Here is a 23,816-nt window from a genome sequence, read left to right on the forward strand (position 1 = left end):
TGAGGTTGCCACGTCGAGGCTTTGTCTCTCCTCGCAATGACGTGTAATAACAACAATAAAAAATCAAATCTAAATAAGTTATGCCGATTAAAATTTTAATGCCTGCTTTATCTCCAACTATGACGGAAGGAAATCTAGCTAGGTGGTTAAAAAAAGAAGGGGACAAAGTTAATCCTGGAGAAGTAATTGCTGAAATTGAAACCGATAAAGCAACGATGGAAGTAGAAGCAGTAGACGAAGGTATACTTGCCAAAATAGTTATCCCACAAAATAGTCAAAATGTACCTGTTAACTCTTTAATTGCCGTGTTAAGTGAAGAGGGAGAAGAAAAAACGGACATTGATGCGTTTATTGCAAAAAATAATAGTGTATCACCGTCACCGAAAACAGATGCTAATCTTCTGAAACCCCACGAGAACATAGCTAATGTAGAAGAACAGGTAACAGTTATAAAACATGATGCTAGTAAAATATTCGCCTCACCGCTTGCAAAAAGACTTGCAAAAATGGGAAATATTAGATTTGAGAGCGTGAAAGGTAGCGGTCCGCACGGTAGAATAGTCAAACAGGATATCTTATCATATACTCCTAGCACTGCTCATAATAAAATAGTTAGCAGAAATCCTGAAGAATATCGTTTAGTACCAAATAATAATATCCGCAAGATTATAGCCAAGCGTCTGTTTGAATCGAAACAAACAGTTCCACATTTTTATTTATCTATAGAATGTAATGTCGATAAATTGTTAGATATACGAGAAGACATTAATAAATCTTTTTCTGAAGATAAATCAACAAGGATATCGGTTAATGATTTTATTATTTTAGCAGTAGCCAAAGCTTTACAAGAAGTGCCAAATGCCAATGCTAGCTGGGGAGAAGATGCAATTAGATATTATAATAATGTCGATATTTCAATAGCGGTAGCGATTGAGAACGGGCTTGTTACACCGATAGTTAAAAATGCCAATCAAAAAAACATTCTAGAACTATCTCGTGAAATGAAAGAATTAATAAAGAAAGCAAAAGATAATAAATTAACCCCTGAAGAATTTCAGGGCGGAGGGTTTACCATTTCTAACCTCGGTATGTACGGTATTAAGAATTTCAATGCTATAATTAACCCACCACAAAGTTGTATAATGGGCGTCGGCGCTAGTGCAAAACGTGCTATAGTCAAGAATGATCAAATCACTATAGCAACAATTATGGACGTAACTCTTTCTGCCGATCACCGAGTAGTAGACGGAGCAGTCGGTGCTGAGTTCTTGGCAGCATTTAAAAAGTTTATAGAGAGTCCCGCTTTGATGTTGATATAAGTCGTCATTGCGAGCAGCCATAGACTGCGTGGCAATCTCGTCAAATATCCTGAGATTGCTTCGTTGAAACTTTCAGTTTCTTCTCGTAATAACGTTGAAATCTCACCCATAAACAAATCACAATAAAATAACATGCGTTTTTCAGATAATTTAGCAAAAATTTTAGATAAATACGAAAATTTAGGCAACAAACTATCTTCCGCCATTATGGGAGACGAGTTCGTTAAGACATCTAAAGAATATGCAGAACTTGAAGATGTTGTAGCAAAAATTAAAGAATATAATAAGGCTAAATCTGAGCTTGAAGAAGCAAATAATTTTAAGCTAGAAGTGGGACTTGATAATGCCACTTTAGAAATGATTGAAGACGAAATACACACTCTTGAAAATTCGTTACCAAAACTTGAAAGAGCCGTAAAAATTGCTTTATTACCGAAAGATGATGCGGATAGTAAAAGTGCTATTATTGAAGTTAGAGCAGGAAGCGGCGGAGAAGAAGCTGCACTTTTTGCTGCCGTACTTTTTAATATGTATCAAAGATATGCTGAGTTAAAAGGATGGCGTTTTGAGATATTAGCAATTTCCGATACGGGAATAGGCGGTTATAAAGAAGCATCGGCGTCAATAAAAGGCAAAGATGTATTCTCTAAGCTCAAATTTGAGTCAGGCGTTCATAGAGTACAGAGAGTACCGGAAACGGAATCACAAGGACGTATTCATACTTCGGCAGCAACGGTTGCAGTACTTCCTGAGGCTGAAGAGGTTGATATTCAAATTGAAGATAAAGACTTAAGAATCGATACTTATAGAGCTTCAGGGGCTGGTGGACAGCACGTTAATACTACCGATTCTGCCGTACGTATAACTCATATCCCTACCGGTATTACCGTAGCCTTGCAAGATGAGAAGTCACAGCATAAAAATAAAGCAAAGGCGTTAAAAATTCTACGTGCTAGAATTTATGAAGAAGAACGACGTAAAAAGGAACAAGAAAGAGCCGATAGCAGAAGAGGGCAGGTAGGTTCGGGAGATCGTTCGGAGCGGATACGTACTTATAATTTCCCACAGGGAAGAGTATCCGACCATAGGATCAACTTAACACTTTATAAGATAAACGAAGTAGTTAAAAACGGACAATTAGATGAGTTTGTTGAAGCTTTAATTGCAGATGATGAAGCTAAAAAACTTTTGGGGATATACAGCAAAAATACAGCCTAATAAACAAATGAAACCACAAGCATCTATAAACGGTAAAATCTGGCAGCAGAAACTGATTAACGAAGATATAGTCACCGAATTATGTCGTAGTTTTAAAATTAGTGATTTACTTGCTAGGATAGTATCATTAAGAGTAAATAATCTAGAGGAAGTAGAAAATTTTTTGATACCGAAAATCAAAAATTTATTACCTGATCCTTTTCATCTACTTGATATGGAAAAGGCTGTAGATAGAACCGTTACAGCTATTTTAAATAACCAAAAAATATGTATCTTTGCCGATTATGATGTAGACGGTGCTACTTCAGCCGCTTTACTTAAAAATATTTTTAGAGATTTAAATATACTATGTGATATTTATGTTCCCGATCGTATAGCTGAAGGATACGGTCCAACTCCTTTTGCTATGCAAAAAATTAAAGATAACGGCACAGAATTATTAATTACGGTTGATTGCGGTGCTATGGCACATGAAGCCCTAAAATACGCAAAAGACGTTAACCTTGATGTTATAGTAATCGATCATCATATAGCTACGGAAATATTACCGGATGCAGTAGCTATAGTAAATCCAAATCGTATTGATGAAAAAAGCGAATATAAACATTTGGCAGCCGTAGGAGTTGCTTTCTTATTTGCAACTGCAATATTATCGAATTTAAAGAAGCAAAATTATTTCACGCAAACAATGCTTCAGCCTAATCTAATGAAGTATCTAGATTTAGTGGCTCTTGGTACTGTTTGCGATATGATGAAATTAACAGGCTTAAATCGTGCATTTGTTGCAAGCGGATTGAAAGTAATGCAACAAAGGCAAAATATAGGGATTAAAACATTATATGATATGGTAGGGCTTAATGAAATACCAAAATGTTATCATTTAGGGTTTATTCTAGGTCCGCGTATCAATGCGGGCGGTAGAGTAGGAAAGTCAAGTTTAGGGGCTAATCTCCTATCTACTAGTTGTTCTAATGAAGCAAATAAATTAGCTGAAGAACTTGAAAAACATAATAATGAGCGTAAAGTAATTGAGTTATTAATGATAGAAGAAGCGATGGAAATTGCTTTAACACAACAAGATAGTAGTTTATTATTTATCGTAAAAGAAGGATGGCATCCAGGCGTTATAGGAATCGTTGCCGGCAAATTAAAAGAAAAATTTGATAAGCCGGTGGCAGTTATAGCTTTAAATGACGGGATTGGTAAAGCTTCATGCCGTTCTATTTTAGGTATTGATTTTGGTGCTGAAATTATCAATGCTAAAAGCAAAGATTTGCTAATAGCAGGCGGAGGTCATGCTATGGCGGCAGGTTTTACCGTAACTGCTGACAAATTACAAGAATTGCAGAATTTTTTTAATAATGCTTTTAGAATTAGTATAAATAAACTAGAAAATTATAAGCATGCGGAATATGATATTGAGTTAACGGTTAATAGTGTGAATTTCCCTTTAATGGAGGAATTAAACACTTTAGAGCCTTTCGGTCAAGGAAATCATGAGCCTATATTTAAATTCGATGATTTATTTGTATTAAAAGCGGATATTGTTGGAAGTAAGCATATTAAATGTATGCTTGTTCCAAATAAGCGAGGCTTTGGTAATAAAGCCTTATCTGCTATTGCTTTTAATTCGGTAGGAACTGCATTTGAAGATGTTTTATTAAGCTCTAAAGCAAAAAATATTGCCGCAATAGGAACATTAAAAACTAATAATTGGCAAGATAATTATACTATTCAATTAATTATAAAAGATATACTTCTAAAAGAGTAGATAGACAAGTATATATAATAACAACTTAAAAAAATAATAATTTATGAGCAATTTAAAGAAAACAAAAAATACTACAATTTCTAAAGACTTAGCAGAAGTACAAGAGCATTATCAAGATTATCCTTATCCTTTCAGAGACCCAAATCAAGAAAAAGAACGTTTACTTACAATATGCGGTGAGTTCTTAGGAGAATTAAACCATTTTCTATATCAAGGAAAAGAAAATTTTAATAATAATTTTAGATGTTTAATAGCAGGCGGCGGCACCGGTGATTCGACTATTTATCTTGCCGAGCAGTTAAAAGATAAAAATGCCGAAATAATATATCTAGATTTCAGCAAGCCTAGCATGGAAGTAGCACAAAAACGTGCAGAAGTACGAGGTCTTAAAAATATTAAATGGATTAATGATTCAATATTAAATATACCTAATCTAAAACTTGGAAAATTCGATTATATAAATTGTACCGGCGTGCTTCATCATTTAGCAAATCCTGATGAAGGTTTAAAAAATCTAAAAGATTCTTTAAAGCCGACCGGCGGTATGGGTTTAATGGTATATGCTAAATACGGACGTACCGGTGTTTATCAAATTCAGGATTTAATGAAAATGATAAATAAAGATACTAAAAGCCGTGTCGAAGAAGTAATGAACGGGAAGCTAATTCTAGATAATTTGCCTGCTACTAACTGGTATAAAAGAGGTTGGGAGTTATTTTCAGATTACCAAAATTATGGTGACGTCGGAGTTTATGATATGTTTCTGCACAAACAGGATAGAGCCTATTCCGTTCCTGAGTTATATGAATTCGTAGAAAAAGCAAGCTTAAATTTTGTTGATTATCTTGATCCTTTAGAAAAAATTTTATTAAGACCGGAAAATTATATAAAAGATTTTTCACTTCTACAAAAAGTTAAAAAGATGGATAAAGTAACTAGAGAAGCAATTTCCGAAATACTTACCGGTAATATTATTAAACATTCATTTTACGTATCAAATCAAAAAGATAGTGTAGCCTCTCTTGATGACCTTGATAATATACCGTACTTCCATAATATTGCCAATTTTGCTAAACAAATTTATGAGCATTTGGAATCTAATCCTTCAGCAGTAAATAATGCTATTAATTTTACTATTAATAATGGGATATTAAATAATGTTAATATCTCAATGTCGATATTTAGAAGCACTAAATATATTTTTAAATATATGGTAGAAGAGAAAAGTTTAAGAGAAATATTTGATGCGGTACGCAGCGAATTAAACCAAGAAATAAACAATGAGGCCTTATTAAATGAAGTTAAAAACGTATGCATTCCATTACTTAATACAAATGTGTTATTGTTAAAATCAAAGGATTGCTAGAGTTACGTGGATTGATTTATCCGTCATTGCGAGAAGAGGTTACCAGGGTCGTCATGAGCTACGCAGCCGTAAGCTGTGCGGCAATCTCATGAAATAATAATAAACTCCCAAGATTGCTTCGTAATTTTCCTGCAATGACCATTTACCGATTACCTGCTCACAATGACGATTTGAGTTGACAATATGCTATTAACGTTGTTAGTATGCTTTTACATACATAGGCAGCTCTTATAAGCTAACAAGATAAATAATTCTTCAAACCGCAAGAATAAATAAAACTTTCTAAAAATCTAATTTGATTCCTAATTTAAATAAGTATATTACTTAACCTTTAAACTTAATTGCTAACTCAACTTTTCAATTATAATCTAATGAGCACAACTAATAAAGAATCCACAGCAGAACTTAACACCGAATCCAATAACAATCATAATAATTTTGCAGAGAACGGTAATATTATTAATTTAAAACAATTAAAACGTAAATTACCGGAGGAACTACAAGCTCAAGCAGAAGAATTAAAAATTGAAAATATTAATTCATTACTTAAACAAGAGTTAGTTTTTGCAATTTTGAAAAAATCCGTAGAGCAGGGAGGTTTAATAGTGGGAGAGGGGGTACTTGAAGTACTACCTGACGGATTTGGTTTTTTACGTTCGCCGGAAGTAAACTACTTAGCAGGCCCTGATGATATTTATATTTCTCCTAGTCAGATTCGTCGCTTTGGTCTGCGTACCGGTGATACTGTAGAAGGTCAGATCAGAGCTCCAAAAGCCGGAGAACGTTATTTTGCTTTACTGAAAGTCAATAGAGTAAATTTTGAAGACCCTTCTAAAGCTTATCATCGTGTTCATTTTGATAATTTAACCCCCTTATATCCTGATGAAAAATTAGGATTAGAACTTGAAAATAATAGTAAAGATAGTAAGGATTTTAGTACACGGGTTATTGAACTTGTTGCCCCTATGGGTAAAGGACAACGTGCATTAATAGTAGCACCGCCTCGTACAGGTAAAACCGTATTATTACAAAATATAGCACATGCAATTACAACCAATAATCCGGAAGTATTTTTAATAGTACTGTTAATAGACGAAAGACCTGAAGAAGTAACCGATATGCAACGTTCCGTGCGTGGGGAGGTTGTTAGCTCTACTTTCGATGAACCGGCAAGTAGGCACGTGCAGCTTGCAGAAATGGTTATCAAAAAAGCAAAGCGTTTAGTAGAACATAAAAAAGATGTGGTAATTTTAGTAGATGCGATAACACGTTTAGCTCGTGCTTATAATACCGTAGTGCCGTCATCAGGTAAAGTATTAACGGGCGGTGTTGATGCTAATGCTCTTCAGAGACCTAAAAGATTTTTCGGAGCAGCAAGAAATATTGAAAACGGCGGTTCGCTTACTATAATCGGTACGGCTTTAATTGAAACCGGTTCTCGTATGGATGAGGTAATTTTTGAGGAGTTTAAAGGTACAGGTAATTCCGAGATAGTTCTAGATCGTAAGATTGCCGATAAGCGTATTTATCCGGCTATTGATATAACTAGATCAGGCACTAGAAAAGAAGATTTATTAGTAGACAAAATAATATTAAATAAAATGTGGGTTCTTCGTCGTATTATCGATCCGATGGGTAGCAGTGAAGCAATAGAATTTTTACTCAAAAAACTTGAAAATACTAAAACTAACGGTGAGTTTTTTGAGATGATGAAGAGTCCTGAACGTCCTAAGAACGGTCTATAGTCAATTGATACCTATATTGTGCTTCGTTGTTCGTCGGCTTGCCTATTATTATAGGCTTCGCTCCTCACGCCTGTCACGGTATAGATCTGAATTGACTATAGTATTCTAAAAAAGTATATAAAATCATGAGTATAACACCTGATTATTTAATTGAAAGAAGACAAATAAAATCTCGTTTGTTAATTTGGAAGCTAGCAGCTATTATTTTAATTGCGATCGTATTCTTACTAGTCGGTAAAGATTTTGCTCCAAAAGAGGTTTTACCTATTAATAGTAATGAAGACTATATAGCTTCTGTATTAATAGACGAAATAATTCTTGAAGACGAAAAGCGTGACAAAAAGCTCAAAAAAATAATCGATGATTCTCATATTAAAGCGTTAATAGTTAACGTAAATTCTCCCGGCGGTACGGTAGTCGGCTCTGAAAAAATTTATAATATTCTGCGTAAAATATCCGCAAAAAAGCCGGTAGTGATAGTTATGGGAACAATGGCTGCAAGCGGCGGTTATTTAATCTCTCTTGGAGGTGATTATATTATCAGCCATAACGGAACTATTACGGGTTCAATCGGTGTAATACTACAAACAGCCGAGGTAACGGAGCTTGCTCAAAAATTGGGGATTAAGTTTAATAATTTCAAATCGGGTGAATTAAAAGCTGTCCCAAATCCTACCGAAAAACTGACGGAAGCAGTGCGGGTAACCATTATGGAAAATATAGAAGATACTTATAATTTCTTCCTTGAACTTGTTTCAGAGAGGCGTAATCTTCCTATAGAAGAAGTAAAAAAGCTCGCAGACGGACGAGTATATTCAGGTCGTCAGGCTTTAAAGTTAAAGCTTGTGGATGCTATAGGCTCGGAAGATACTGCATTAAAATGGTTACAGGAAGTTCAGAAAATTAATGTTAATTTACTAGTTAAAGATTATCAATTAAAACCAAAACCAAAATTAATGGACATAATACTTGAAGATTTTGATAGTATAGTACCTAGTTTTTTTAAAAATAGTTTTAACGGAATCAAAGCGATTTTTTAATAATGATTACTAAGAATTATTTAATAGATAAAATACATGATAAGCTGAATTATCTTTCTAAAGAAGATGTTAAAGATTCAGTAGATTTAATTTTAGATTATTTAAACGAATCTCTTAAAGAACAAAAGCGTATCGAAATCAGAAATTTCGGTAATTTCTCTATCCGCAAACGCAAATTTCCTGAAAGCGAAAATTCTATAATACGGTTTATTACAGAATACCTAAAAATTTATTTAAGAAGTAAAGAAGTTATGGAATGGGCTAAATATAGTACTATAGAGAAGTGGCAAATAATAAAAAGCATGGTACTACATGATAATATTTTTCCATGGGTCTTCATATTGAAGATTTAGAACTCTTCAAAAAAATATTATTGATAGATGGGCAGCTGGTTATTCAAGCACTTAATATAGACTCTTTTATATATCACGACATTATAGGTAATGGGAAATATGTGATTCTTTTTTTGAAGCATTATATAATTACTTAAATGATAGTAAACCAACAATCATGCCTTTAGTATCTGAATAAGAAAGAATATTATCCTATTGTTGAAGAATTATGTAATGAATCTTTAAAGGAAAAAACATCATCAATAATGATATATTTAGAAAAAGAATCTGATAATCACCCTCTACCTAGATGGGAATAAAACTTTAGAATATTATTTAAAAACTAGAAAAAATTATGATAAGCCTGAACCCGAAATAGAAAGAAGCGAAGATGAACCTAATTTAAATTATGCAGAATTAGATTTAAAATATTATGAAGAATCTTTAGACTATTACTGAAAGGTTATAGGGTAGGGTAATAAAATTTTCCTCTCACTTGACATTATAATAATAGGCAGCTATCTTAAGTGTAAAATTAAAACAGGATATTTATGATAAGATATTTAATAATTTTATTTGCTTCTATAACTTTAATTGGCTGTACCGGTCAAAAAACTACGAAACCCAAAGAAGTAGTAGAGCTTAACGGTGATCCAAGCTATGCAATTATGCAAACAATCGATAGTACTAACAGAAATATCGCTAGCACTACTTCATCTCTTCCGAGTACTCCGGCTAGATAGAAATGCTTGCTATTATTTCTTCTGCTAAAACTCTAAATTTCGAGAAGTTAGCTCCCAAGACGGAGCTGACGATTCCAATGTCCCTTACATTATAACTAATCAATTACTTTCTACACTCCAAAGCTATTCTGAGAATCAATTATCGAAAATAATGAATATAAGTGCAAAACTTGCACATATAAATAAAGAAAGATTTAAGGATTTTGATAATCAAGAGAGTAAAGCGGCTATTTTTGCTTATGCAGGAGATGTTTTTAATAATATACATATAGAAAAATTAACTAATCATGAATTAAATTTCCTGCAATCACATTTGCTTATTATATCAGGACTTTACGGAGTCTTAAAACCGCTAGATACTATTAAGCCGTATAGATTAGAAATGGCAACAAAATTAAATGAAATAAATTTAACAAACTTTTGGCAAGATGAAGTCACTAATTATATTAATAAAATTCTTGCTAAACAGGAAAATAAATATTTACTCAACCTAACATCACAAGAATATTCATCTGTAATAAACTTAAATATCAATTAGTTAACGTTCATTTTAAAGAAAATAGTAACGGTAAATCATCAACAATCGGTATAAATGCTAAAAAAGCTCAGGGGGCGATGATCAAGGTTATTGCTAACAACCTAATTGACTCACCTGAGCTACTTAAGAATTTCTCATATTTAGGTTATGCATTTTTAGTACTAAACACTCATCCGATAACGAATTGGTGTTTTATTAAGAGTTAAAATAGCAGAGGTGAAATACCAATAGAAATGTTTCAAGTTATTAACTTTAATTAAAAATTAGTATTTTCTTTACAAAATAGTGGTTTACTTTATAATACATGCCTATTTATTAATAAGTATTTATTATGATAAAAAATCCTAAATCTTCAGCAGTCTCAAAATTTAATCCTATAGCATTGTCACACAATAAAATAATAGAGTTTAAATCAAAAAAGTCTTTAATTGTAGCAGGGGAATGAATAGAACCATTAAAAAATGTAAAAAGTTCTATAGATGCCAGTGCAGAAATATTTAGAGAACATAAGCAATAGCTCTATTCTTGGCACTTTTTTAAGTAGTATATTGATACAATATCTCCTGTTAACTCTGTTGGTTTTACAAAAAAGTTATCTTGTTGAACCGTAAAAACAAATTCATTATTAACAAAACAGTTATTTTATTGTTGTTTATCTTGTATACCAACATCATAATTATTGAGTCTTGTTAAACCATCTATTGGTATAACAGCATCAAAGGATTTTATTATTATTAGATCTCTTGCAAAACTAGAGTTTAAAGAATAAAAGTTAGTTGTAACTTCATATACTTTGATCTTACATTTATAACTATGTCTATAAATCACACATTTTTCCCACTATATTCCACAATTTAACTGATACGTAAATCACCGCACAAATTGATTATACTGTCTGTCTGATCATCTGGTAACATTGTTTCTAAATTAATGTCTGCACCGCCTAATATGAAAGATTTTAAAATATTACAATTGTTAAACTCCATAATAATGTTTAATACTGTTTCACCACTATTAGTTTTAGCATTAACATCAGTACCATTGTGAATTAGCAAAGATACTAAATTTAAGTTACCATTCTTAGCAGCACAGTGTAATGATATTACACCATGACAATTTGTAGCATTAGGATTAGCACCATGTGTGATTAATAATGGCACTGATTCTACACAGCCAAGTTGAAGTCCAAGATGTAATAACTGATCCTTATTACTATCTGATATATCATTTATTCTCTTATTCAGCTCTGATGGATCTACTAATAAGGTTATTATAGGAAGCATTTGAGTAATGTTTGTGTTTATAGTAGTTGATAAAAATTCCTTTTGACCATATTGTTCCAAAACAACTTTATCGTTTATGGTAGCCAATAATGTATTGTATGTTGTGTTAATTATATCTGTTTTTGGTGATGGTGGTTTAAATATTGATCTGATATTGGAATCTTCATGTCTCTTTGTATAAGTTATAGTTGCCGGAAAAGCACATTCAGCTAATATTGGTTTGTAAGTGATGTTAATAAAAACACTATTATGTTCGAATAATAGATTACTTGCCGGAATCTGTACTACTGCTAAAGGTACTAATTTATATTCTAAAATATTACGCAAATTGAGATTTATATTTAGAGAAAAGTTGTAAGGTATAGTATTAGTGTCTTTTATCAAAAGTGATAAATTATTATTATAATACGTTATATATTCTGGGGTGGTGGTCCGAGACAATGTGCATGTTGTAGTGTTATTGACAACAAAATGAGTACTATGTTGAGTGTGGGTAAATGAAGCAAAAGTATTATAAGTACTCACGTTATTGATTATTTTACTGGTAATAGTTACGATGCTTATATCAACATTGAGTATCCCATTACTATAACTTAATGTAATATTACACTGACATTATTATTAGTACGAGATATATAATACTTATTTGCTTTATAAGTGTGATGTGCACTACCGTATTGTGTTTGCCTATGCATAGTGGTAGAGCGTATTTGAAGTTCAATATTACCTTTATTACTACCACCTGATATGACTAAATGTATTGATTGATATCCATTATTCTTGGGATATCTAATATAATCAACAAACTGTGATGTTATGGTATTATAATGTAGATGAATTAATTTAGAAAAATCGTAACATGCTTTTTTATTTGGTACAATTGCTCTAAAAGCCAAAATATCATTAAGTGCTGTAATATGGATATCTTTAACAAGTGTTTTTATCCATATAGAATATGGGGACTTAATTCTGTAGCTTAGGCTTGCTTTTATATTTAGTTTTCTAAATATATTTCTGAATTGCTGTTCTATATTGTGAATTATATTATCTATGTCAGGATATAGCCAATTCATATAATGAAGAATTCTATTACGTTCTTCAGGATATTGAATCTTAAAACATAAATCTTGTAAAAGATAAGGGATATAACAATTAGTGATGATCTCTGATATATGCTGAGCATCGGTATTATTATACTCAAGGTTAAAGATACTCGCCTTATGTAATAATGGAACAAGCGAAGTTAATATTGCCGTTTCCTGTAGTTTGGGATTAATAGTTAGTAACAGCTCATGAAAATGAATATATTGCTCAGCATATGGTTTATAGTGAATAGTAGATAATTTATTAATAACATCAACTAGATATATAATATTATTATTAAAATGATTATAATCTTCTAGATTAAGATGTTGTATATTTTCATGTAATAGTACTGCTGTGAATAAGGAAGAATCTAGTTGTAATGCTTTTGTAATGGTATGTATTTGGTCAGGATAGGTTGTTGTTTTATCAGAGCAGTATTGATGGTATAACTCTAAAGCTTGATTAATGCATGAATTATTGGTGATATTTTGATATAACATTATTTACTTAAGCATCTGTGAAAGTGTTGCAAGATAAAAAATTTTTAACCACACTATAAAATCTATATCCTGAAATCGTAATACTTTCGTTCTGAAATAAAAATTTTATCTTGCAACACTTTCAGTACATTTAATTTTTTGTAATTTGCAGCTATATTTAAGCAATGTGTATATAATTGCCTTACAACTCTCGGTACCTTGAAATAAGTAGCAATAGTTAAGAAAAATTGTAAAGTCTCTAAAATTGTTTTCCATCCTTTCTCAGGAATTTTAGCTCCGACTGTTTGTATATTATGTAATCGATCAAATAATTTAATTAATAGCAACTCTTTTTTCTTTTGCTGATATAATATTTTAACTATTTCTGCTGAACTAATTTTTTTATCATTTTTAACTCGTGTTAAATCTTCAACTTGATTAGCAATCTTATGGCCAAATTCTTGTATAATCATTTCTTTAGTAAGTAACGTATCTTCAACACAATCATGCAATATGCTAGTTACTATAATATCTGTTCTAAATAAATAATCAGAAACCATATATGCTACTTCTAAAGGATGTGAGTAATAGAATTCTCCTGTTTCTCTCTTTTGCCTGCCATGATACTTTTTAGCAAAATAAATTGCTTTTTTAATTTTATTAAGATCAACCATGTTCTTAGAAATCTTATTAATAAGCATGATCTTCGTTAATAGCCTTTTACTATATCAGCAATTTGATAGATCTGTAACTTTTATTTTGTCTAGCTCAAGAGCTATACTTTTAGGTTTTAACTTTCCTATAATAGGATCTATAGTTTTTTGATGATTTTCTTGACTTCTTGCCATATATCCTTCCTTACTATAATTTACTTAAAGTGTAACAAGTAAAGCACAATAATCAAGAAAATCATCATTATTAGTTAATGCATAATCATCAAAACCTTATCAATATCAACATTATGTATCATAAATCAGATCATCAAGAAGAGGTAACTTAATTGGTATATTACAGACGATAGTAGTACTTTTACCTTTTTCACTTGTTACTTCAATCTCTCCATTTAGCTCACCAATGAGACGTTTTACAAAACTTAATCCTGATCCAAGTCCATGATATTGCATAGCAACATCAAATTTATCAATCTTTTCATGAAGATGTTGCCTGATTTCTTTAGACAGACCAACACCACTATCATGCACCATAAATTGGAATACCATTTCTCTGTGTTGTTGTTCTAATTCTGAAACGGCTGGACTAATAGCAAACATGTTCACATAAATTTAATCCCTTACATTGAGCTATTGGCATCGCTTTATCAATAATCTTATTTACTAACTGTTTTGGATCAAACTTATTTAAAATTATAGGAGGTAATCCAGAATTATTCTGTAAATAACTGAGTATATTGTTATAATAATCTAGTAATTCTTCAGCACAATTTACCACACTAGCTAAATAATCCTTTTTTTCAGGATTATCTTCTATTTCATAAAGAGCTGTTACTAATGGAAAAATCCCGCTACATGGAATCTTTAATCCATGTACCATATTTTGAACCACATCTCTTTTAAATAACTCAGATTCTTTCAATTTATTATTTGCTTCTTGTAATTCTAATTTATATTTAATTATATCAGTATAATTTGTGATCGTCGAGTTAATGATATTCTCTTCTTGCTGATATGGTATTAATGTGACAGATATGGGAGATAATTGAAGATTCCAATTTGTTTTAGTAAGATTAGTAATATTATGATTATCTTTTGGTTGATTTTGATTATTAATTGTCATAGCATCTCCTTGCTGTTAAAGTTCAGCAAACAGCTCAGAGGTTAAAATGCTAAAATTTTGTAGTTTTAATTTAACCTCTGAACTAGAGTTGCACCACGGCCGCTCTTAACAAGGACAGATATCACCACAATTCTCTGAAGTACAGAGGATTTAAGAGCTTTTTTGACAAACTTTGCACAATTTAACAAACAGCTGCACAAATGAGACAGTGCTAAATTACTATTGTTTGCTTGCTCAACTTTTTATCTATTACATATAAATCAAAAGTAGCATTGATTATGCTACAAAAAAACATTAAAAATTCCTTCGAGTACAGCATTTTGCTGGCATTTAAGCCTATTTAATACTATAATTTAAATTTAGTATAAATATTTTATAATAATTTCATGTCAGTAAATAACTCAAACAAGGCACAATCATTCCTACAATGGGTTGGTGGTAAAAGAAAAATTGCCGATCCATTAATTAGGTTTCTTCCGTCAACACTGAATAATTACTATAAACCATTCCTTGGAGGTGGGGCTTTATTCTTTCAAGTTAGAGATAAATTTAAATATTGCTTCTTATCTGATATTAATCTAGAGCTAGTAACGTCCTATAATGCGGTTAAGAAGAATCCAGATAAGGTTAGTAAGTTACTAAACTCCTATAAAGAAAAACACTCTAAAGAGCATTATTATCAGGTTAGAAGTAATAATGACAGTAATGATCCAGCAAAAATTACTGCAAGGTTTATCTATCTTAATAGATATTCATTTAAAGGCATTTACCGGATTAATATTGATGGCAAACCAGCTCAAAGTTTTTCTGGTAGAAACTATAGTAAATCTGATATTGCCTCTAGATTAAAACAGTGTAGTCAGCTTTTAGCTGGTACATACATTTATGCGATGGATTTTTCTTTTATTGAACCGCAAAAAAATGATTTTGTTTATTTTGATCCTCCTTATCATAAATCAGGTGAGAAGTTTTATACCAAATTACCCTTTGATGAAAATGAGCAAACAAGACTTAAAGATTTTGCTACAGAACTTAATGATAAAGGTGTTAAAATAATGGTTTCTAATAGTGATACTTCCTTTATTAGAAACTTATACAAAAATTTTAATATTAGTACTATTAAGGTTAAATATTCCATGCGTGAGCACAATAAAATATCTGATGAAGTAGTTATTACAAATTATCAATTACCACAATAGCTTAGTTATATTCAAACTTGATTAATTCAAAGCAATAGTCTTGAGTCTTAAAAGCTTCTTCTAGATCTTGTATATGACGATTTCTAACATAGTAATCATTAAAAGCTGATATTGATTTAAGGATTATTTTCTTATTGATTCTATCTTCCTCTACAATTACTAATTTACTTAATACCCCAAAATCAATATATTGGTTATAACGTTCAATGAGGAATTTCCTCACTTTATACCATACTGAATCAGGATTTAATTGTTTACTTAATTGCCGTAAATAATCTTGTTTTTCATCTTCATTATTATTCTGCTTCGCTTCAAGCTCAGCAAACGGTATGATTTGTAACTGCCCAATATTACTGCCATAGATCATTTGTACTTGCTGTAGTATTTTATCTTTGCTATGTTCTGAAAGCGTAATATTTTTAAGAAGTTTTATTTTGTATTGATTCTCAACTATTCCAAGAAAGCGGCAAGAGCTGAGTAATTCATAAGCTGAATCAGGATCAAAAATACCGACGATTTTACGTTTTAACTGAGCTTGTTTGCTAGTATCAGTACTACGTTCTATTTTATCTAGATATTGCTCCTGAACTTTATACACATTGCTAGATTTAAACTGAAACTGCTGACAATTAGCTTGAGTAGTTTCTCTTAGTTCATTAGCTAAAGCTTTAGCCATGTAATTTAAAAATACTTTTTTATGACCAAAATGATGTTCTGGGTATTGTTCTACTAGTTTCAATAAGAGCTTGTTAATAAAAGTAAGATTAAATTCTCGATTTGATTTTATCTGTAATAAATCAGCCTCTTCTTGGGTTAATGGATGGAAATCTGTTAATTTTTTTCTTTTGAACCAGCTTTTATGATTAACAGCATTAATTACTGAATTATTGCTATTTGATGGTGTAGAGTCATATTTTTTAGAGATTTTATTAATAACTGCTTGTAGTACAGTATTAATCCTTGTAGCACCTGTTGTGATATTAGCACTAAATAAACTGGTATTATCAGCTTGTTGTTGATCATTGGTTGAGCTTGCTGTTTTGGATTGTAAATTTGTTGCACGTTTTTGTTGTTGTAACTGACCTTGGTTATTATGATTAAATATATTTTTTTCATTTTGAAAAATTGTAGATTCGCTAGATCTAGATTTATTAGATATATTTTTATTATTATCTATATATAAGTAGTTAGCGAAATTTTTTTCAGGTTGACCTGAAATTTCTTTCGGGTTGGGGCGAAAAATTTTTCGTGTATGGCTGAAATTTTTTTCGTTTTCAGCTGAAGATTTATGATTATAAGGTTGGAAATCTTTTGCTAATTTTACACAAGGAGTATTACGACATTTGATACCATATTTAATTATTGTTGTAGTAGAAAGATTGATAAACCCGGATTGTTCTAGTTCGAGTAGACATTGTCTTACTCTTCGTTGACAAACACTTAAGTGTTGTTCAAAGAAATGATAGGTTTCATGAAGTTCGTCGATACTATTGTTATAGTAGATTTGCATGCGGAAGACTATTAGAGATAGTAGCTGTCTTGCAGTTTTGCTTAAAATTTTACCATTATGAGAGGAAAGAGTACTCCATTCAGGAGGGATAAAATTACCGACAAAATTGTAGAATATAACAGAGCTATTATCACTATTGTTAATATTTAACTTATTATTAGAGTTAGAGGTGGAAAAAGAGGAGAATATGTTATGCATAATATTCCTCTTGAATATCAGTTATAGGAGAGATTTTGAAGACATTATAGCTCTGATAACGTAATCTCAAAGGAGAATATAAGGAGCATATAAATTTTTTGACAATAGTGCTAAACTGTGAAAAGCTTGATTGTATGGTGGTGGGCGATAGAGGGATCGAACCTCTGACCTTTACGATGTCAGCGTAATGCTCTAACCAACTGAGCTAATCACCCTTATAATTTTTTTAATCTTTATGTAGTTTTGGCTTTATCGAATTATGGACCTTATGATATTTACAATTAAGATAAGTGTCAATTGATTAGTTCAAGTTATATGTTAAAAAGATTATATTGATAAAAAATAGTTATATTGCATACATTTATTAAAAAAACAGAAAAAACTCCTAAAACAGCTATTGCAATAGCTAAAACTTAAGATTAAAGGAAGGTTTAATGAAAAACTTTGATGAATTTAAAAAAGAGTTATTATCAAACCCTGAAGTAAAAAAAGCTTATGAAGAACGAAAAATGGAATTTGAAATAGCAAGCACTTTAATAAAGGCTCGTCTTGCATCTGACTCAGGCGGATGGTGCTAAAAAAATGTCTACTTCTCAAGCTCAAATAGCAAGAATGGAAAGCGGACATCATATTCCTAATTTCTTAAGCCTTCAAAAATACGCTAAAGCTGTAAATCAAAAAATTAATTTGTTGATTACCCCATAGGGTGTACTACTAAATCTATATGTAGTTTTTAACCCTTGTTTTTTTACAAAAATTCATTAATGCACTAGATTTCAAGCTTTATTTCCATTATTTATAATATTTTATTATTTAGTCTATAATTTTATGGTGGATTTAAAAACTAAAGCCTCTGATATTTCTCAAAATTTCACTATTTCTCTTGACGGTCCTGCTGCTTCAGGTAAAGGGACTATCGGTTTAATATTGGCCAAGAAATTTTCTCTTAAATATTTTCAGTCAAGTATTGTTTATAGACAACTTGCGTTTGACTGTATTAGTCAAAAAATAGATGTCACTGATATAGATACGGTAATTGCTTTATCTAAAGAATTAAAACTCGACAATAATTTTGACTTAGAGAATGAGAATATAGGAAATATAGCATCGCAAATTGCCGTAATAAGTGAAATTAGAAATAATCTAAACAAATACCTGATTAATCTAGTAAAAACAACACCTAGAATGATTATGGAGGGTAGGGATATAGGCACCGTTGTTGCACCTGACGCCGATTTAAAGATTTTTATAACCGCAAATCCTCAAATTAGGGCTGAAAGACGATATAAGCAGTTGCAAGCAAAAGGAAAAACATGTATACTCGATGAGATTTTACGGCAAATAATTTTGCGAGATAAAAGAGATAAAGAGCGAAAAGCTGCACCGTTATTACCGGCTTCAGATGCTTTAATTATCGATACTTCAAGGCTTTCAGCTATGGAAGTCGTAGAAGAAGTAACAAATTATATAAAGAATAAAATAACTTGAAAAAGTGCTAGGTTATTTTATTCGATTTTATGGCGTTGTTGCATGACATAGAAGGCTTTTTTTGGTCATGCAAGAACCTCTAATTTTATTAACCTTTCAAAAAAAATTTTATTAGCCTAGGCACTTTAGCTAATATTACGAGAAGAATATGTCAATAAAACTAAAACAACGATTTGTTCCACAACTTGCAGCAATGAATCACGAATTTGAAGAAGATTTCTCTAAAATGCTTGAAACCGTTGATACAAGTCATATAAAAGAAAAAACGGTAGTTAAAGGTCAAGTAATCGAAATAAAAAACGATATGATTATTGTTGACGTTGGATTAAAAAATGAAGGTAGAATACCTAAGTCTGAATTTTTAGCTTTACCTGAAGTTGGGGACGTAGTTGAAGTTTTCATCGAGAAAATTGAAGGACGTAACGGCAGAACGATATTGAGCCGTGAAAAAGCAGTTAAAGAAGAATTATGGGGACAACTAGAAATCATGTGTTCCAAGGGCGAATTTGTCGACGGTACGATTTTCGGTCGTGTAAAAGGAGGCTTTACCGTAGATTTATCCGGTGTAGTAGCATTCTTACCGGGAAGCCAAGTTGACGTTAGACCTATTAAAGATCCTACTTCTATAATGAATATCAAGCAACCGTTTAAAATTTTAAGTATGGATAAAAAGCTTGGTAATATAGTAGTTTCAAGAAGAGCTATTTTAGAAGAATCACGTTCCGAAGCTAGAGATGAGATGCTATCTAAAATTAAAGAAGGCATGGTATTAGAAGGAACCGTAAAAAATATTACTGATTACGGTGCGTTTATCGATCTTGGAAGTGTTGACGGTTTATTACATTTAACCGATATTTCTTGGGGAAGAGTTAACCATCCTTCAGAAGTGTTAGAATTTAACCAAAAGGTTAAAGTAATGGTTATTAAGTTTGATGAAAAAACCAAAAGAATATCACTCGGTATAAAACAACTTGATTCTAACCCATGGGAAGCAATTAAAGAAGAATTCCCCGTCGGTAAACAAATGACCGGTAAAGTTACAAATTTTGCTGATTACGGCGTATTTATAGAATTAAAAGACGGGCTTGAGGGACTTGTTCATTCAAGCGAAATTAGTTGGTTAAAATCTAATCAAAATCCTAGAAAAACACTAACTATAGGGCAAGAAGTAGAATTCGTAGTTTTAGAGGTCGATACTGAAAAGCATCGTGTTTCTTTAAGTATTAAACAATGCCAAGAAAATCCTTTAACAAAGTTCGCTGAAAATAATCCTGTCGGTACTATAATTAAAGCACCGATTAGAAATATTACGGATTTCGGTATTTTTGTTGCACTCGGTAATAATATGGACGGCATGATTCATGAAGGTGATATTAGCTGGGAAGATAAAGGACCGGATCTACTAAAATCATACAAAAAAGGTGACGAAATAGAATGCAAAGTTCTAGCCATTAATATTGAAAAAGAACAAGTTAGTTTAGGTATAAAACAATTGTCGCCGAATCCATATCAAGAAATCAGTGATGAATATAAAAAAGGCACAATAGTTAAAGCCCTTATAACCGAAGTTAAAGATGAGGGACTCGAAGTATTATTAAACAATAAAGTAGCAGGTTTTATTAAAAGAACTGAACTATCGGATAAAAAAGACGAGCAGAAGCCTGAAATGTTTTACATAGACGAAGAAATAGAAGCAAAAGTTGTTTCTATCGAGAAATCAACCGGTAGAATTTTATTATCGGTAAAAGCTCATAAAATAGCAGAACGTCAAAAAGCTCTCAAAGAATATGGTTCTAGTGATAATACTACCAATATGGGAGATATACTTGCTAATGCTTTAGAAGATAAGAAGTAATAATCTATAAGTCATTGCGAGGAGAAACTGTAAGTTTCAACGAAGCAATCTCAGGAGTTCTGTGCTACTTCATGAGATTGCCACGTTGGTTATTAAAATAACCTCCTCGTAATGATGAAAAACTATTTAATTCATAAATTTCAGGAGAAAATATTAATGTCGTATGTACCGATAGTAATTGAACCAACATCACGCGGTGAACGTGCTTATGATATATATTCAAGATTGCTAAAAGAACGTATAATCTTTGTATGTAGTACTGTTGAAGATCATATGGCAAACTTAATTGTTGCACAATTATTGTTTCTTGAAGCAGAAAATCCTAAAAAAGATATATATATATATATTAATTCCCCCGGAGGAGTTGTAACCGCAGGTCTTGCGATTTATGACACAATGCAATATATAAAACCTAAAGTGGCTACATTATGCATAGGTCAAGCTTGTTCTATGGGTTCACTTTTACTGTGCGGAGGCGAGCAGGGGATGCGTTATAGTTTACCTCATAGTCGTATTATGATCCATCAACCGTCAGGAGGTTATAAAGGGCAAGCTACCGATATAGAAATCCACGCTCAAGAAACCCTAAAAATCAAAAGGTTACTTAACGAATTGTATAGTAAACATACTGGACAAGAGTTAAAACATATTGAAAAAAGTATGGAACGTGATAATTTCATGTCACCGGAAGAAGCAAAAAAATTTGGATTAGTAGATAATATAATTTCTTCTAGAGATGTTATGGCATTGTTAGCAAAATAAAGATTAAATTTTATAGATTTAGTTTTATTATTATAGTATAAGAGAATTAATTTGTTATAGTCAAGTCAGTGGGATTTGCACACCAGGAGCGAGGAGTTAAGCCTAACTAATAGGAGAACGACGAATGACGATGCAGGCGAGTCCAAATCAATTGACTATATTGTGGGGTCATAGCTCAGTTGGTAGAGTGTTTGAATGGCATTCAAGAGGTCGGGGGTTCGAATCCCCCTGACTCCACCACTTCCTATCAGGATTTTCTCAATTCTCACATTCCTTTACATAATTCATATGCTGCTTATATGCTCTTCACATTTTTAAAATAGTGCTTTAATCCTCTTACTACCTCGATTAAACCTGATGTTTAAGTTGAGGTCTTATGCACACTATATGCTGCTCACATTTCACTCCTGATTGTGTAATCCATAATGAGAGTGATAAAAATCCCACTATCTTCTACAATTTTGTTGGCAATTTTATCCCTCCTGAATGGAGTAATCTCTCATCTCATAATGGTAAAATTTTAAGTAAAACCTCAAGACATCTACTATCTTTAATAGTCTTTCGCTTGCAAATATGCTATAACAACAGTATAGACGAACTTCAGGAAACCTATCATTTCTTTGAAGAACATTTGGGAGTTTGTCAAGAACGTATCAGACAGTGCCTAATTGAATTAGAAAAGAGTGGCTTCATTAAGTTTTATAAAGCAACTATTAGTAAATATGGTATTAAATGCCGCAATACTCCTTGTATTAGGCTTATTAAAAACTTCCAACCTGCTTCTAGCAACATTCCTCACGAAAATGAAAAAAATTTTGCCTCAACTCCAAAAAACTTTGGGGTCAAACCCAAAGAAATTTTGCCTCAACCCCAAAAAAGTTTGGACCAGTACATATATATAGATAATAATAAAGATATATCTAATAAATCTAGATCTAGCGAATCTATAATTTTTCAAAATGAAAAAAATGAAAATGAAATTGATCAAAATAGGCAATTATCACAACATTCACCACAGCAAAATCTTAAACAAGATTTTCTATCTACAACAAAACAATCAGCAAATAATCATCAAGAGAGTGAAAATGTAAGAAAATCTGAGGTTAATTTTATCACAGGTCCACTACAGGTAAATCAAGCACTGCAAACAATTCTTGATGAGGTTGATAAGGCAAGATGTGATCAAATATCATCAGCTAATAACAATTCAGCAGTAGGAATCGTAAAGAATAAGGGCTGGTTCAAAAGAAAAAAATTAGCAGATTTTTATCCATTAAGCCAAGAAGATGCTGATTTACTACAAGTAAAATCAAAGAGAGAATTTAACCTAGATTTTATCAATAAATTGCTCTTAAAGCTTGCAGGAGAATATTCCAATCACCATTTTGGTCATAAGAAAGTCCTACTGAACTATATGGCTAAAGCTTTAGCTCATGAGTTACGTGAAACTACTAAAGCTAATAATGCTACATTTCAGTTTAAATCTAGCGACTTAAACAACGCTAAAGAGCAATACCTAGATAAGATAGAAAGTAGCCTTGATACTAGCTTGCAAGCTCAGCTAAAACGTAAAATTGTTGGCAGTTTTGATCCTGATTCAGCTTATAAATTACTAAGCTCCTGCTTATTTATTGGGGTAGTAGGTAATAGCTATCAAATAAAACTGCTTAAAAATATTATGCTTTCAGAAAATGCACAAGATAAAATACTACAGCAAGTACAAATGATCTATGGCAGTAGTATTGAGAAGTTGAAAATCATACCATTTGCTGAGCTTGAAGCGAAGCAGAATAATACTGAAGATGAAAAACAAGATTATCTATTGCAGCTAAGCAAACAATTAAATCCTGATTCAATATGGTATAAAGTAAGGAAATTCCTCATTGAACGTTATAACAAATATATTGATTTTGCTGTATTAACTAAATTAGTAGTTGTAGAGGAAGATATAGTCAATAAAAAGGTAATCCTTAAATCCACAACGGCTTTTAATGATTACTATGTTAGGAATCGTCATATGCAAGATCTAGAAGAAGCTTTTAAGACGCAAGATTATTGCTTTGAATTAATCAAGTTTGAATATAACTAAG

At 31.7% G+C, this 23,816-nt stretch carries 19 protein-coding genes, 2 tRNA genes and 4 pseudogenes; 17 read left to right on the top strand and 8 right to left on the bottom strand.

Annotation, left to right across the window (positions count from 1 at the left end; translation table 11 throughout):
• Positions 1–80 precede the first annotated feature (80 nt).
• From MCC_RS04170 to MCC_RS04210, 9 genes and pseudogenes are all read left to right on the top strand, one after another.
• Positions 81–1,319 (top strand): pyruvate dehydrogenase complex dihydrolipoamide acetyltransferase, encoded by a 1,239-nt coding sequence (locus MCC_RS04170; protein WP_014408670.1) that lies wholly within the window; start codon positions 81–83, stop codon positions 1,317–1,319.
• A 132-nt stretch (positions 1,320–1,451) separates the two neighbouring features.
• Positions 1,452–2,537, top strand: a complete 1,086-nt coding sequence (gene prfA / locus MCC_RS04175) for a peptide chain release factor 1 (RefSeq protein WP_014408671.1) — start codon at positions 1,452–1,454, stop codon at positions 2,535–2,537.
• A gap of 7 nt (positions 2,538–2,544) precedes the next feature.
• A complete protein-coding gene (gene recJ / locus MCC_RS04180; protein ID WP_014408672.1) occupies positions 2,545–4,308 on the top strand; it encodes a single-stranded-DNA-specific exonuclease RecJ in 1,764 nt (587 codons plus the stop codon).
• Positions 4,309–4,351: 43 nt separating this feature from the next.
• Positions 4,352–5,674: a class I SAM-dependent methyltransferase gene (locus MCC_RS04185; protein WP_014408673.1), complete on the top strand. Its 1,323-nt coding sequence runs from the start codon at positions 4,352–4,354 to the stop codon at positions 5,672–5,674.
• 371 nt (positions 5,675–6,045) lie between these two features.
• On the top strand, positions 6,046–7,419 hold the full coding sequence (gene rho, locus MCC_RS04190) for a transcription termination factor Rho (protein WP_014408674.1): 1,374 nt from the start codon (positions 6,046–6,048) through the stop codon (positions 7,417–7,419).
• 125 nt (positions 7,420–7,544) lie between these two features.
• Positions 7,545–8,459, top strand: a complete 915-nt coding sequence (gene sppA, locus MCC_RS04195) for a signal peptide peptidase SppA (protein WP_014408675.1) — start codon at positions 7,545–7,547, stop codon at positions 8,457–8,459.
• Positions 8,460–8,461: 2 nt separating this feature from the next.
• Positions 8,462–8,703 (top strand): annotated as a pseudogene (locus tag MCC_RS04200) (HU family DNA-binding protein).
• Positions 8,704–9,342: 639 nt separating this feature from the next.
• Positions 9,343–9,534 (top strand): hypothetical protein, encoded by a 192-nt coding sequence (locus tag MCC_RS04205; protein WP_014408677.1) that lies wholly within the window; start codon positions 9,343–9,345, stop codon positions 9,532–9,534.
• Between the two features lie 2 nt (positions 9,535–9,536).
• A pseudogene (locus MCC_RS04210) lies at positions 9,537–10,271 on the top strand (YaaA family protein).
• Between the two features lie 116 nt (positions 10,272–10,387).
• Here MCC_RS04210 and MCC_RS11180 read toward each other — a convergent pair.
• The 6 genes and pseudogenes from MCC_RS11180 to MCC_RS10360 all read right to left on the bottom strand — a co-directional run bounded on the left by MCC_RS11180 (position 10,388) and on the right by MCC_RS10360 (position 14,714).
• Positions 10,388–10,567, bottom strand: coding sequence for a hypothetical protein (locus MCC_RS11180; protein ID WP_081498465.1), 180 nt, complete (start codon positions 10,565–10,567; stop codon positions 10,388–10,390).
• 359 nt (positions 10,568–10,926) lie between these two features.
• Entirely contained in the window at positions 10,927–11,796 is an 870-nt protein-coding gene (locus MCC_RS10345) for an ankyrin repeat domain-containing protein (protein ID WP_231288652.1), read from the bottom strand.
• 152 nt (positions 11,797–11,948) lie between these two features.
• Positions 11,949–12,941 carry an HD domain-containing protein gene (locus MCC_RS10350; protein WP_014408681.1) on the bottom strand — a complete coding sequence of 331 codons (993 nt, stop codon included), beginning with the start codon at positions 12,939–12,941 and terminating at the stop codon, positions 11,949–11,951.
• A 62-nt stretch (positions 12,942–13,003) separates the two neighbouring features.
• Positions 13,004–13,768, bottom strand: a pseudogene (locus tag MCC_RS04225) (HD domain-containing protein).
• Between the two features lie 111 nt (positions 13,769–13,879).
• Entirely contained in the window at positions 13,880–14,191 is a 312-nt protein-coding gene (locus tag MCC_RS10355) for a sensor histidine kinase (protein ID WP_231288653.1), read from the bottom strand.
• Positions 14,178–14,714 (bottom strand): ATP-binding protein, encoded by a 537-nt coding sequence (locus tag MCC_RS10360; protein ID WP_231288654.1) that lies wholly within the window; start codon positions 14,712–14,714, stop codon positions 14,178–14,180. Before MCC_RS10360 ends, MCC_RS10355 begins: the two co-directional genes overlap by 14 nt.
• A 386-nt stretch (positions 14,715–15,100) precedes the next feature.
• Between MCC_RS10360 and MCC_RS04235 the strand changes: the two genes are divergently transcribed.
• Positions 15,101–15,913 (top strand): DNA adenine methylase, encoded by an 813-nt coding sequence (locus MCC_RS04235; protein WP_014408682.1) that lies wholly within the window; start codon positions 15,101–15,103, stop codon positions 15,911–15,913.
• 1 nt (position 15,914) lies between these two features.
• On the opposite strand, the gene MCC_RS04240 is transcribed toward MCC_RS04235, so the two are convergent.
• Both MCC_RS04240 and MCC_RS04245 read right to left on the bottom strand, forming a co-directional pair.
• Complete coding sequence (locus tag MCC_RS04240) at positions 15,915–17,621, bottom strand: hypothetical protein (protein WP_014408683.1); 1,707 nt, start codon at positions 17,619–17,621, stop codon at positions 15,915–15,917.
• A 138-nt stretch (positions 17,622–17,759) separates the two neighbouring features.
• Positions 17,760–17,836, bottom strand: a tRNA-Val gene (locus MCC_RS04245).
• Positions 17,837–17,969: 133 nt separating this feature from the next.
• Here MCC_RS04245 and MCC_RS11445 point away from each other — a divergent pair.
• From MCC_RS11445 to MCC_RS04275, 7 genes and pseudogenes are all read left to right on the top strand, one after another.
• Entirely contained in the window at positions 17,970–18,038 is a 69-nt protein-coding gene (locus tag MCC_RS11445; RefSeq protein ID WP_408005718.1) for a type II toxin-antitoxin system RelE/ParE family toxin, read from the top strand.
• 17 nt (positions 18,039–18,055) lie between these two features.
• Positions 18,056–18,326 (top strand): annotated as a pseudogene (locus MCC_RS11185) (helix-turn-helix domain-containing protein).
• A 123-nt stretch (positions 18,327–18,449) separates the two neighbouring features.
• Entirely contained in the window at positions 18,450–19,109 is a 660-nt protein-coding gene (gene cmk / locus MCC_RS04255) for a (d)CMP kinase (protein ID WP_014408684.1), read from the top strand.
• A 148-nt stretch (positions 19,110–19,257) separates the two neighbouring features.
• Positions 19,258–20,964 (top strand): 30S ribosomal protein S1, encoded by a 1,707-nt coding sequence (locus MCC_RS04260; RefSeq protein ID WP_014408685.1) that lies wholly within the window; start codon positions 19,258–19,260, stop codon positions 20,962–20,964.
• A gap of 156 nt (positions 20,965–21,120) precedes the next feature.
• Positions 21,121–21,726, top strand: a complete 606-nt coding sequence (gene clpP, locus MCC_RS04265) for an ATP-dependent Clp endopeptidase proteolytic subunit ClpP (protein WP_014365761.1) — start codon at positions 21,121–21,123, stop codon at positions 21,724–21,726.
• 164 nt (positions 21,727–21,890) lie between these two features.
• Positions 21,891–21,966, top strand: a tRNA-Ala gene (locus tag MCC_RS04270).
• Between the two features lie 136 nt (positions 21,967–22,102).
• Positions 22,103–23,815, top strand: coding sequence for a hypothetical protein (locus tag MCC_RS04275; protein ID WP_041405423.1), 1,713 nt, complete (start codon positions 22,103–22,105; stop codon positions 23,813–23,815).
• Position 23,816 lies beyond the last annotated feature (1 nt).

The organism is Rickettsia rhipicephali str. 3-7-female6-CWPP (assembly GCF_000284075.1).
Classification (GTDB): domain Bacteria; phylum Pseudomonadota; class Alphaproteobacteria; order Rickettsiales; family Rickettsiaceae; genus Rickettsia; species Rickettsia rickettsii.

What these genes read in the sequence shown, in the direction of transcription:
- MCC_RS04170 (WP_014408670.1), top strand. Translation starts at nt 81, where the DNA reads ATGCCGATTAAAATTTTAATGCCTGCTTTATCTCCAACTATGACGGAA.
- prfA (WP_014408671.1), top strand. Translation starts at nt 1,452, where the DNA reads ATGCGTTTTTCAGATAATTTAGCAAAAATTTTAGATAAATACGAAAAT.
- recJ (WP_014408672.1), top strand. Translation starts at nt 2,545, where the DNA reads ATGAAACCACAAGCATCTATAAACGGTAAAATCTGGCAGCAGAAACTG.
- MCC_RS04185 (WP_014408673.1), top strand. Translation starts at nt 4,352, where the DNA reads ATGAGCAATTTAAAGAAAACAAAAAATACTACAATTTCTAAAGACTTA.
- rho (WP_014408674.1), top strand. Translation starts at nt 6,046, where the DNA reads ATGAGCACAACTAATAAAGAATCCACAGCAGAACTTAACACCGAATCC.
- sppA (WP_014408675.1), top strand. Translation starts at nt 7,545, where the DNA reads ATGAGTATAACACCTGATTATTTAATTGAAAGAAGACAAATAAAATCT.
- MCC_RS04205 (WP_014408677.1), top strand. Translation starts at nt 9,343, where the DNA reads ATGATAAGATATTTAATAATTTTATTTGCTTCTATAACTTTAATTGGC.
- MCC_RS10350 (WP_014408681.1), bottom strand. Translation starts at nt 12,941, where the DNA reads ATGTTATATCAAAATATCACCAATAATTCATGCATTAATCAAGCTTTA.
- MCC_RS10355 (WP_231288653.1), bottom strand. Translation starts at nt 14,191, where the DNA reads ATGTTTGCTATTAGTCCAGCCGTTTCAGAATTAGAACAACAACACAGA.
- MCC_RS10360 (WP_231288654.1), bottom strand. Translation starts at nt 14,714, where the DNA reads ATGACAATTAATAATCAAAATCAACCAAAAGATAATCATAATATTACT.
- MCC_RS04235 (WP_014408682.1), top strand. Translation starts at nt 15,101, where the DNA reads ATGTCAGTAAATAACTCAAACAAGGCACAATCATTCCTACAATGGGTT.
- MCC_RS04240 (WP_014408683.1), bottom strand. Translation starts at nt 17,621, where the DNA reads ATGCATAACATATTCTCCTCTTTTTCCACCTCTAACTCTAATAATAAG.
- cmk (WP_014408684.1), top strand. Translation starts at nt 18,450, where the DNA reads ATGGTGGATTTAAAAACTAAAGCCTCTGATATTTCTCAAAATTTCACT.
- MCC_RS04260 (WP_014408685.1), top strand. Translation starts at nt 19,258, where the DNA reads ATGTCAATAAAACTAAAACAACGATTTGTTCCACAACTTGCAGCAATG.
- clpP (WP_014365761.1), top strand. Translation starts at nt 21,121, where the DNA reads ATGTCGTATGTACCGATAGTAATTGAACCAACATCACGCGGTGAACGT.
- MCC_RS04275 (WP_041405423.1), top strand. Translation starts at nt 22,103, where the DNA reads ATGCACACTATATGCTGCTCACATTTCACTCCTGATTGTGTAATCCAT.